This is a genomic window from Methylotenera sp. G11, assembly GCF_000799735.1.
In the GTDB taxonomy this organism is placed as follows: domain Bacteria; phylum Pseudomonadota; class Gammaproteobacteria; order Burkholderiales; family Methylophilaceae; genus Methylotenera.
Genome location: NZ_JUHH01000001.1, coordinates 143,488 through 154,972, shown reverse-complemented (window position 1 = coordinate 154,972; position 11,485 = coordinate 143,488). Strand labels below are relative to the sequence as shown.

The window sequence follows — 11,485 nt, the reverse complement described above, 5'->3', positions numbered from 1 at the left end:
GCCAATACAGGTAAGATATTGAAACCGTGCTGCTGGAGATGGCAACAATGCATAGCCTGGGTAGCTTTCGGTTAATTTAATGGGCACTGCTTCACCGTCAAGCTCGGCAGCCCCTCATTGCACCAATGGAGTGTAAGTGCCTACGGGTCTTAAAATAAATCCAATAACATTCAAGCATCCATTCTGCATTGCCGTTTGCATGATGTTGATGTTGTTCTGTTTTTCCTGTATTTTTGCAGCGGGTTATGATTTCGATAAATTAGGCACGCTTGCCAGGCAAAGATATGGCGAAGAGGCACAAAAAGATATTGAAGACCTGCAGCAGCTGGTCTCTCAGCTGAAAACCGCGCCTGATGTTGAAAAACTCAGAAAAATAAACGATTTTTTCAATAAAAAAATGCTGTTTGCCGACGATATTGAAATCTGGGGGCAATCCGATTACTGGTCTTCGCCTCTTGAGTCTATAGGGCGCCAGGCTGGCGACTGCGAAGATTTCAGCATCGCAAAATACATGTTCCTCAAGGCCGCGAATATACCGAACAACAAGCTCAGGCTCACTTATGTCAAGGCACAGCTCAATAATGGCGGCCAGAAGTCAGTACGGGCACACATGGTGCTGAGCTATTATGCAACGCCGCAGGCGGAACCATTGATTCTGGATAACCTGGTCCCCGGGATTTACCCTGCATCCGAAAGAAAAGACTTATCCCCTATTTTCAGCTTTAACGATAAAGGTATTTGGGTCGGCAGCAACCCGAACCCAAAAGACGATGCACAATCACACCTTTCAAAGTGGCGTGATGTGCTGTTGCGTATGCAGATGGAAGGTCTAGAATAAATGATGGTTAGGAAGATGATATGTCTTTAATTAAGCAATTATGGCTGGCGATTGTCGTGATCCTGTCACTGGCGTTTGCCGGGGCGTTTATTTTAAGCACGGTAGCCAGCAAACACTATTTCGAGCAGCAGCTTCAGGCAAAGAACGATGACAATGCCACCACGCTTGCGCTGTCGATCACGCAGATCGAGAAAGATCCTGTTGCGCTGGACCTGCTGATTTCCGCCCAGTTTGATACCGGTCATTACCATTACATTGGCCTGGTGGACCCGAACGGAAAAGTCATCAGCGAGCGCATCAACAACACAAGCAGAACCAAGGCGCCGGACTGGTTTGTAAAATTCACCCCGCTGCGGCTGCAGCCCGGCCAGGCAGACATTCAGGATGGATGGTCACAATACGGCACGCTGAAAATCGAAAGCGATTCCAATGTTGTTTACGATAAATTATGGGATAACACGGTACTGACAGCGCTCTGGGTGTTACTGATCGGATTCCTTAGCGGCGTGGCCGGCAGCCAGATCCTGAGACGGATATTAAATCCGCTGAGCGATGTCGTCAGCCAGGCCGAGTCCATAGGCGAAAATCGTTTCATTACCATCAGCGTGCCGAGAACCAAGGAGTTCAAAGCAGTTGTAAATGCGATGAACACCCTCTCCAACCGCGTTAAGAAAACCGTCAGCGAGGAATCCGCCAGGCTGGATCAGCTGCGCCTGGACAACAATTATGACCATATCACCGGCCTCATGAATCATGACTATTTCGTTAAAAACCTGGATGCGAACATCAGCCACGAAGAATACTTTCATGAAGGTGCGCTCATTATCTCCAGGCTCACCAACCTCGCGGCCATTGACCATAAGCTGGGCTATAAAGAAACCAACACCCTGCTGAAAGCGATCAGCGACACATTGCAAAACGCTTGCAGCCTGCAACCGGGCTTATCTGTCGGACGTTTAAACGGTACGGACTTTGCCGTTTTTTCCAACCAGCCCGCTGACAGCTATTCTTTCGGCAATCACATCAAAAAACTGCTGGAAAAAATCGAAGGTACCAATAACAAATCGATCAACATCAACTTCACTACCGTTGCAATGCGCGTTACCGGCACGGACGATGCTGGCAAAATGATCGCGCTCAGCAACAAACTGCTGAATGAAATTGGCGCTGAACACAGCAACGTACTGCACGTCATCAGCTCCGGCGACCTTGATCAATACCAGGATCACCATGAAAACGAATGGCTGAACCTGCTCACTTCGGCGCTGGATAACAGGAGAATCAAACTTGAGCGTTATCCTGTCATCAACCAGGCCGGCAATCTGCTGCATTTCGAGTCGCCAGCACGCCTGCAGCTCGAACCTGATGGCAAATGGTTCTGTGCCGGTGAGTTCATCACCTGGGCAACCCAGCTCAACCTGATGACGCGCCTGGATGAACTGGCATTTGAAACCGCAGCCGAATCCCTCAGCAATGGCGCCCAGGCCATTGGCCTCAATGTATCGGCCAGCGCCATGCGCAGCCAGTCTTTTATAGAAAAAATCACCGGCACCGTCCGTGCCCGGCCGCATATTGCCGATAAGCTGTATTTTGAAATACCGGAACAGGAAGCCTTTGACCACCTGCCGGAATTTCACCAGTTCTGCAGAAAAATCAGGGCACTCGGCTGCAAAATCGGCATCGAGCACGTTGGCACGCGCATTTCGCGATTGGGTGAACTGCACGACATCGGCCTGCACTACATCAAGATCGATGCTTCAGTGATTCGCGACATTGACAGCAGTGAGGCAAACAAAACATTGCTGCGCGGCTTGTGCATGATTGCGCATTCGATCGGCGTCATCGCAATCGCCGAAGGCGTACACACGCAGCCTGAAATCGCCGTGTTAAAACAAATCGGCATTGATGGCATGACCGGGCCGGGCATCAGGATATAAGATGGATTAAGATGGGTCAGGAGATCAGGGATGAATCTCCTGACACCCTGCAAATAACCCCTGGACTCAGGCCAGAGGTTATTTTTTATTGAGCATCAGCGCCAATTGCAGCCGGTCTTTCACGCCCAGGCGCTCAAAACTTTTGGCCAGGTGCGCCTTAACCGTACGCTCCGTGATCTGCAATACACGTGCGATTTCCTTATTGCTCATGCCTTTGGCCGCTTCGATCGCAACTTCTTTTTCACGGCTGGTCAAACGGCCCAGCAACTCTTCAACCAGTTCAGGTGAATTGCCCGTAAGCTTCACCGAAGTCTCGATCAGCCGTTTTAAAAGCTGGTGCCCAAGCCAGATACCGCCATGATGAATCACGGTCTTTATTTCCTTGAGCATTTCCGGAGCCGAATACGCATGCGCATAGCCCATTGCCCCGGCACTCAAAGCCTGCAAGGTCTCGGCATGGCCGGGCGTATTGGCCAGAACCACGATTTTGGCATCCGGGTAACTGCGCAGCACTGATGCTATCGCTGCAGGCAGCGAGCCATTCTGGCTGTCATTGATATGCAGCCAGAATACCAGGGCAGCACTGTAACTGGAAACAATCTCTAAATTCGAACCCGCTTCTAGAACATCTTGAATCAACAATGCATCCGGGAAAGCTTCTACCCAGCTGCTCACCAACTTGGGCAACGTACTAACAAATATATCCTGCATTTATCTCTCACTGAAAGCGTATGACTTTGCTTTTAACACCGGTTTTAGCAAATAAGAAAGAATCGTCTTTTTACCCGTAATAATATCCACCTGGGCCACCATGCCAGGAATAATCGGCAAACCTTTACCAAGGCTGGATTTCAGTGTACGCACCCTCACCAGATAATAAGCATTGCCCTCTTCATCCACAATAGAGTCAGCTGCGATATTTTCGACCACGGCATCAAGGGCGCCATAAATCGTATAGTCATAAGCCGTCAGTTTCACAACAGCAGGCTGCAGCATGCGGATAAAAGCAATATCCTTGATCTGGATCTTGGTTTCAAGGATCAGCGCATCATCTGTAGGCACCACTTCCAGCACTTCTTTTCCGGGCTGTATCACACCGCCAACCGTGTTAAAGAACAAGCGGCTAACCTTACCGTTCACCGGTGATTTCAACGTGGTCTGATTGACTTTGTCCTGGAGTGAAACGCTGACCTCAGACAGGCTGTTCAGCCGCGCAGTGACATCGCTCAGTTCCGTACGAACCTTGCTTCTAAAGTTCTGCTCCACTTCGCTGATTTTACGACGCGCCTCACCAATCGCGCTCTGGATCCTGGCGATCTGCGCACGTGACTGGTCAATATCGCCCCTGGCCCTGGTCGCCTCACGTTCCAGCTTCAGGATATCAATCTCCGATACGGCTCCACTGGCCAATAAGGGCTTATTTGCAGCCAGTTCTTTGTTCGCAGATTCAAAATTCTTTTCCGCGATCTCTTTCTTGTACTGAACTTCCTGCAATTCTTTTTCACGCTGCACCATCTGGTTGCGCGCAATATCAATTGCCGATGCCAGTTCTTCCTGGCTGGAGATATACAAAGCATACTCCTGGTCATAAACCTCCGGCGCCTCACTGCGCACCTCAGGAGGCGGTGTAAACGGTTTGCCTTCCGCCAGCGCCCTGAGCCTGGACTGCTTGGCGAGGAATGCCAGGTACTGCGCCTGGTTTTCCCTGAGGGAGGAGACTGCCCGCGTTTCATCAATACGTACCAGCGGCGTGCCAACCGTGACCACCTGACCTTCCTTGACCAGAATATCGGCCACAATACCGCCATCGAGAGACTGGATCACCTGCACTTGCCTGGATGGAATGACCCGCCCTTCGCCCCTTGTGACTTCATCCACCTTGGCTATCGATGCCCAGAGAATCAGCGCACCCAGCGCAATGGCAATTGCATACAGCAGGGCTTTGGCTTTGACCGGGGTCTGCTCCAGTATGGCCAGGTCGGCCTCATCCTCCCAATGCAGGTCTTCCCGGGTTTCGGTCGGCACGGTACGGTCAATAAAATAATAAATCGGCTTGGTGAGCCAAGTCTGGCTCTTCAGAACGCGATTGAGGGTTCCCAGCTTATCAAACAGTTTCTCACTCATAGCGCCTTACCTATCTTGCCGTTTCTCAGTGCATCAGTTACCTGGTCTTTAGGGCCGTCAGCCACGATCCTGCCGGAATCAATCACAATGATCCTGTTTACCAGGTCATATAAGGAAGACCTGTGTGAAATCAGCAACAGTGTTTTGCTTCTGGTCGCTTCAACCAGCCTGCGTTTAATCGCTTCTTCGCCGGAGTGATCCATGGCGCTGGTTGGCTCATCGAGTAATATGACCGATGGCCTGGCAATGAAGGCGCGTGCGATGCCTACCCCCTGCTTCTGCCCGCCGGACAAGGTTTCGCCCCGTTCGCCGATCAGCATATCAAACCCCTTGGGATGTGCGTTCACAAACTCATCGATACCACCCACATGCGCCGCTGCGAGCACGGTGTCATCATCCACATGCGGAGATGAAATCGTTATATTGTCACGCATGGATCCATAAAACAGCTGCGTATCCTGCTGTACATAGCCCACACAGCGCCTCAACTCCGCCGGGTCAATCTGGCGCGCATCGATACCGTCAACCAGAATCGCGCCTGCAGTAGGCTGGTATAAGCCCAGTATCAATTTGTGTATGGTCGTTTTGCCCGAACCCATGCGACCCAATATCGCCACATGCTCACCGGCCTTGATCTTGAAAGACACCTTGCTTAAAGCATCTTCTTCAGCACCTGGGTAACGGAATGTCACTTCCCTGAACTCAATGTCACCGTTGAATTGCGGCCTGGACAGGAACGTGCCATCCAGAGGCCGTTCAACCGGACGGTTCATGATTTCGTCCAGCGAGGTCAAAGAGGTTGCCGCGTTATGGTATTGCGTCAGCAGGCCGGCTGTCTGCGCGACAGGTACCAGGGCGCGGGACGCCAGCATGGAACATGCAATCAGGCCGCCCATGGTCAGTTCACCGTTAATCACCAGGTACACGCCCAGCACCACGATCGCAATGGTAATAAGCTGCTGTATGCTGGCGGCGCCGTTGTTGATAGAGTTAGTCAGCAGGCGCAATTTACTGCTGACTTCCGTCAGGAAATGCGAGCTATGCTCCCACTTGCGCTGCATCTGTCCTTCGATGCCCAGCGCCTTGACGGTTTCAAGGCCGACCAGGCTCTCAATCAGGGTTGCATTGCGGATTGCGCTTGCGCGGTACATGGTCTCTGACAGGTCATGCATTTTGGTCTGCACGCTGAATGAATAAATCAGGATGACCACCGCACCCAGCAGAACCGGAATAATCATCGGCAAGGCAATCCAGGCAATGACCCCGACAAAAATCAGGCCGAACGGAATATCAATAAATGTCGTAATTGTGGCAGATGTGATGAAATCCCTGACAGTCTCGAATGAGCGCAGGTTGTTCGCAAATGAGCCTACCGAATTAGGGCGCTGCTCCAGGCGGATTCCCAACACATGTTCCATGATGCGCCGGGTCAGTTTCACATCGATCCTGGTGCTTGCCCAGTCCAGAAAGTAAGCGCGCATGGTGCGCAGCATCAGATCGCCGATCACGATAACCGATATGCCGATTGCCATCACCCATAGGGTTTCCGTAGCGCGGTTTGGCAGCACCCGGTCATAAACATTCATGGTAAAAAGCGGCATGGCCAGCGCGAACATATTCACGACAAAAGCCGCGATCATAATATCGCGGTAAATACGGCTGTTTTCAGCCAGCGACCCCCAGAACCAATGCTGCAGACGCACCTTGCCGATACTGGGCGCTCGCTGGTCAAACACATATTTCAGTTTTGCAACAATCACATAACCCAGGCTGCGCTCGGCCAGTTCGCCTAAGGGCATCACGACTTCGGCTTCACCGAGTTCGGGAAAAATGACACCCGCCTCATTTCTGGCAGGGTCCAGCCTGGTGATGACACAGCCTTCTTCATCTTTAAGCAGCAGGATAGCCGGCAAGAACTCCGGCCTGATTTCATTCAGGGGTTTCTTTAAAATAGTCACGGCCAGGTTAACGCGATCCGCTGATCGTTTCACCAGCGCCGGCGTCATCTTGCCATCACGCAGAGGCAAACCTGACACTAACGCGTCTTTGGAAGTCGCCACGCCATAAAGGCGGCAAATCAATGCCAGGCTATCTAATAAAGAGTCACCTGTGCCATCGCTTTTTACTTGGTCTAAGCCCTCGATACTCATCCATCCTGCCTTATCGTTAGTTATCTTTTGGTTTCATTATCTGCTTAGCAGCACGTTCAATTAGTTTACACTGCAAATAGCGTGCCTGACGATACATGTTGGCGAACAAACCCGGTACAGACACCGGCATGCCTGCGCCTGAATATACCCTCTATCTGAATGGGTTCAATTAAAAGCAATATACACGATGCACGGCATCAGGGTTTAATCCAGATCAAGCCAATCACCATTCAAGTTAATTCAGGTCAGGCGATATGTTAAGTGACGCGCATCTATCAATCCGGCCTGCCAATCACGGCTATCGTTACACATTGGCTGCGGCTCGCGACGATACGTTTTACATGTACCAAATCCGGAAACAGCGGCTATAATTCATCTCACGCGACCATTCGCACCATGAAAAAATCAATATGAATATTTCCGAAGCCACGGTTTTTATTGTAGATGATGATTCGGCTGTAAGAGACTCCCTGATGCTGATGATCGAGCAGGAAGGCATCAGGGTAGAAACATACGGTAATGGTGAGGATTTCCTGAGCGTCTGCCAGAACGGCATTTACGGCTGCGCGATACTCGACATACGCATGCCGGGTATGGATGGCATGCAATTGCAGCAGGAACTGAACCGGCGCAATATCAAATTGCCGATTGTTTTCCTGACGGGTCACGGCGATATTCCCCTTAGCGTCAAGGCAGTAAAAACAGGCGCCGTTGATTTCCTCACCAAACCCGTCACGCGCGAGAACCTGCTGTCTTCAGTCAAGTCTGCACTGCTGGAAAGCCAAAGGCTGGTTACCCAGCTGGAGAATGGCCAGGATGCAAAATCAAAACTGGCAGACCTGACCGAACGGGAACGCGAAGTCATGACACTCGCGGTCGCCGGCTCCCCCAATAAGGAAATTGCACGGCGCCTGGGCATCAGCCACCGCACTGTAGAAATCCATAAATCAAAGATCATGCATAAAACCGGCGCCACCAACCTGCTGGACCTGGCAAGGATCGCCAGTGAAGGCCGGCTGCTTGAATAGCCTGCACCTGAAACCTCTAGCCCGGCCTCCCCTGTAATAAGTGCTCGCGCGGATTATCCTGCGCTCGCGTTTTTGCTAGAGTAACTGCAATTCAAGTGTTTTTAATGCCTGGCCAGGGTATGGTCATGCTCCAGTCGCATGGATGTATTGATCCAGCTTAATGGGGAGCCAGGTGATGAAGGGTCAGGTGATGGAGGATCAGGTGCAGACTATACGCCCCGCCGCAGTTGCCGGCAGTTTTTATCCGGGTGATCGCCAAGCGCTGGCTGACAATATTGGCGCATTGCTTCAGCAGGCCGCTGCCGGCACCCCTGTCAGCCTGGGCACAGGCACGGCACCGCCCAAAGCCATCATAGTGCCGCATGCGGGCTATATTTATTCAGGGCAGACTGCGGCCATTGCCTACAGCCATCTCACCAGATGGCGCACCGTCATCAAACGCGTCATCCTGCTGGGGCCGGTGCATCGAGTGCCAGTCAGGGGACTGGCACTGCCGGATGTAGATGCGTTCACCACCCCGCTGGGTGAAGTGAAGCTGGACAAGGCAGCGATAGCCTCTGTCTCCCACATGCAACAAGTGGTGCATAGCTACCCTGCACATGCACAGGAGCACGCCCTGGAAGTGCAGCTGCCGTTCCTGCAATCAGTGCTGGACGACTTCAAACTGGTACCGCTGGCGGTTGGGGATGCCACACCGCAGGAAGTGGCCGAAGTCATGGAAACCTTATGGGGCGGCCCGGAAACCATGATAATAGTCAGCTCGGACCTGTCCCACTTTCTGCCTTACGCCGTCGCCAGCGAGGTGGATAAATCCACTGTCAGAAACATACTCGGCATGCAGGGCGGACTGACGCATCAGCAAGCCTGTGGCGGCACACCGGTCAATGGGCTGATCCTGTCGGCAAAAAAACATGGGCTACATCCCGTGCTGCTGGATTTATGCAATTCCGGCGACACTGCCGGTGATAAGAATCGCGTGGTCGGTTACGCCGCATTTGCGTTCGCAGAGGACACAGCCAATGCATAACACAATAAATAATCGCAATCCGGTTGAAATACCTGGCAGCTTAGAACAGAAAGGCAGGATATTACTGTCCATCGCCCGTAGCGTGATTGCCGAAGCCTTAGGCAGGCAGGGGGAACCGGTAGACGAAAACCTGCCATGGCTGCATGACAAAGGCGCGAGCTTTGTCACCTTGACCATGAACCACCAACTGCGCGGCTGCATTGGCACCCTTGAGGCCGTGCAGCCTTTGCTGCAGGATATCAAAACCAATGCTTATGCCGCAGCTTTCCGCGACCCCAGGTTCCCGCCGCTGACCGCAGCCGAACTGGATGCCATCCATATCGAAATCTCGCTGCTATCCACCCTGCAACCGCTTTCGTTTAAAGATGAGGCCGATGCCCTGGCACAGCTGCGCCCGCAGATTGACGGCTTGGTGTTCAAGTACGGCCATTACCGCAGCACTTTCCTGCCGCAGGTATGGAAACAATTAACCGACCCGGCAGCATTCATGGCACAGCTGAAACGTAAAGCCGGACTGAGTCCGGATTTCTGGTGCGATGACGTTGAAATTTACCGCTACACGGTTACAGAATTCGAAGAAGAAAACCTGCGGCAGTACGGCACAGAAAGGCTGGCATCATGAACGAAACCCACTATCAGGCGCGTTACTGGCATATGCTGGATGATGGCCGCATGCAGTGCGACCTCTGCCCCAGGGACTGCAAACTGCATGACAGTCAGCGCGGTGCCTGTTTTGTGCGCATGCGTGAAGGCAGCCAGATGATACTCACCACTTACGGACGCTCATCCGGGTTCTGCATAGACCCGATAGAAAAAAAACCGCTTAACCATTTCTACCCAGGCAGCAGTGTGCTGTCTTTCGGGACTGCCGGCTGCAACCTGGCATGCAAATTCTGCCAGAACTGGGATATCAGCAAATCCAGGGACCTGGACCGGCTGATGAATCAGGCTTCCCCCCAGGCCATCGCGATGGCTGCCGAACATCATCAATGCAGGAGCGTGGCATTTACCTATAACGACCCGGTCATTTTTGCCGAATATGCGATGGATGTCGCCGATGCCTGCCATGCGCGCGGCATCAAAACCGTTGCCGTCACTGCGGGATATATGCACGACATTCCCAGGCGCGACTTTTACGCGAAAATAGATGCCGCCAATGTTGACCTTAAAGCTTTTACTGAAGAATTCTATTACCGGCTTACCGGCTCACAACTGCAGCCGGTACTGGATACCCTGCGCTACCTCAGGCATGAGACCGATGTATGGTTCGAGATTACCACATTACTGATTCCTGGCCAGAATGATTCAGATGAAGAACTCGCTGCCATGTGCCAGTGGATAAAAAAGGAGCTGGGCACCGGTGTGCCGCTGCATTTCTCGGCGTTCCACCCCGATTATAAAATGCCGGACATTCCGGCCACACCGCCCGCCACACTGATACGCGCGCGTGAAATCGGCATGCAGGCAGGCCTGCAATACGTCTACACCGGCAATGTGCATAACCAGCAAGGCGATACTACTTTCTGCCCGGAATGCAAGACATCGCTGATCGTGCGCGACTGGTATCAGATCAAGCAGTACCGGCTGACCGAAAATGGATTTTGCCCGGACTGCAATGCCCGGATTGCCGGGCACTTTGACCGCATGGCAGGAGATTTCGGCAGGAAACGCATTCCGATCGTGATCGGCGCTTATGCCTGAATATAGCTACCCGGATAAAGTGACCTGAATAAAGTGACCTGCAAAAATTATCTAGGCCAGAGAAATACGATTCTCAGATGTTTCTTTGCCGAGATAGTCACCATGTTATGTTTCACCACACCTGCATAATCAGCACTGATCTGGTATTTTCCCGGCGGCAGGTTTGCCAGGAAAAAAGGGCCTTCAGTCACCGTCTCGACAACGGCATTGCCCTTGGCATCCTTGATCTGCAGCTGCACGTCCGCAATGTACTCTTCTATGCGGTCATTGTCTTCGGCATCCGCTTTCCGTACGAATACGATCTCCAGCAGGTATTCCTTGGCATGTGATTTGAACTGGCTGACCTCATCGCCGCTGATGCCTCCGGAGATATAACAGGCGCCATCCGCAGCCGTATAGGACAGGCATTTTGCGAAATCCACCTCTGTGCTTATATGATCGGGGGCGAATGCTTCCGCTGGCGTTTCCGCCAGGTTTTCCGGTGGCAGGAACCCCATTGCCGTAGCGTGAAATGAACCCAGGAACAGGATCATGATTGTGGCAAGAACGACTTTAAAATAGTTCATATGGCACTTCTTTCTTGTTATTGAATGAAAATAAGCTACCAGACCAGTTTACGCCTGAACCCAGTTTAAAATAGATCATTCCGTATCGCAAGCACCCATACCCAGCACCAATAA

At 52.1% G+C, this 11,485-nt stretch carries 10 protein-coding genes; 6 read left to right on the top strand and 4 right to left on the bottom strand.

The features are described 5' to 3' along the window. Positions 1-199 precede the first annotated feature (199 nt). Together GQ51_RS00785 and GQ51_RS00780 are read left to right on the top strand one after the other, a co-directional pair. Complete coding sequence (locus tag GQ51_RS00785) at positions 200-838, top strand: transglutaminase-like cysteine peptidase (RefSeq protein WP_081987061.1); 639 nt, start codon at positions 200-202, stop codon at positions 836-838. A gap of 20 nt (positions 839-858) precedes the next feature. Next, complete coding sequence (locus tag GQ51_RS00780; protein WP_047548577.1) at positions 859-2,775, top strand: bifunctional diguanylate cyclase/phosphodiesterase; 1,917 nt, start codon at positions 859-861, stop codon at positions 2,773-2,775. 78 nt (positions 2,776-2,853) lie between these two features. Here the strand turns inward: GQ51_RS00780 and GQ51_RS00775 are convergent, their stop codons facing one another. The 3 genes from GQ51_RS00775 to GQ51_RS00765 are packed head-to-tail and all read right to left on the bottom strand — an operon-like array spanning position 2,854 to position 7,049. Beyond that, positions 2,854-3,486, bottom strand: a complete 633-nt coding sequence (locus tag GQ51_RS00775) for a helix-turn-helix transcriptional regulator (protein ID WP_047548574.1) — start codon at positions 3,484-3,486, stop codon at positions 2,854-2,856. Then, positions 3,487-4,899, bottom strand: coding sequence for an HlyD family type I secretion periplasmic adaptor subunit (locus tag GQ51_RS00770; protein ID WP_047548572.1), 1,413 nt, complete (start codon positions 4,897-4,899; stop codon positions 3,487-3,489). Next, on the bottom strand, positions 4,896-7,049 hold the full coding sequence (locus GQ51_RS00765; RefSeq protein ID WP_047548569.1) for a type I secretion system permease/ATPase: 2,154 nt from the start codon (positions 7,047-7,049) through the stop codon (positions 4,896-4,898). The genes GQ51_RS00770 and GQ51_RS00765 overlap by 4 nt, the downstream gene beginning before the upstream one ends. Before the next feature lie 410 nt (positions 7,050-7,459). Here GQ51_RS00765 and GQ51_RS00760 point away from each other — a divergent pair, with 410 nt between their 5' ends. From GQ51_RS00760 to amrS, 4 genes are all read left to right on the top strand, one after another. Further along, the gene (locus GQ51_RS00760) at positions 7,460-8,077 is read left to right on the top strand and encodes a response regulator transcription factor (protein ID WP_047548566.1); all 618 of its coding nucleotides are present in this window, start codon (positions 7,460-7,462) and stop codon (positions 8,075-8,077) included. 175 nt (positions 8,078-8,252) lie between these two features. Next, positions 8,253-9,104, top strand: a complete 852-nt coding sequence (gene amrB, locus GQ51_RS00755; protein ID WP_235276130.1) for an AmmeMemoRadiSam system protein B — start codon at positions 8,253-8,255, stop codon at positions 9,102-9,104. Then, entirely contained in the window at positions 9,097-9,726 is a 630-nt protein-coding gene (gene amrA / locus GQ51_RS00750) for an AmmeMemoRadiSam system protein A (RefSeq protein WP_052177624.1), read from the top strand. The genes amrB and amrA overlap by 8 nt, the downstream gene beginning before the upstream one ends. Continuing rightward, on the top strand, positions 9,723-10,805 hold the full coding sequence (gene amrS / locus GQ51_RS00745; protein WP_047548563.1) for an AmmeMemoRadiSam system radical SAM enzyme: 1,083 nt from the start codon (positions 9,723-9,725) through the stop codon (positions 10,803-10,805). The genes amrA and amrS overlap by 4 nt, the downstream gene beginning before the upstream one ends. Before the next feature lie 47 nt (positions 10,806-10,852). Here amrS and GQ51_RS00740 read toward each other — a convergent pair whose 3' ends face one another. After that, the gene (locus GQ51_RS00740; protein ID WP_047548560.1) at positions 10,853-11,371 is read right to left on the bottom strand and encodes a carboxypeptidase-like regulatory domain-containing protein; all 519 of its coding nucleotides are present in this window, start codon (positions 11,369-11,371) and stop codon (positions 10,853-10,855) included. Between the last annotated feature and the right edge of the window lie 114 nt (positions 11,372-11,485).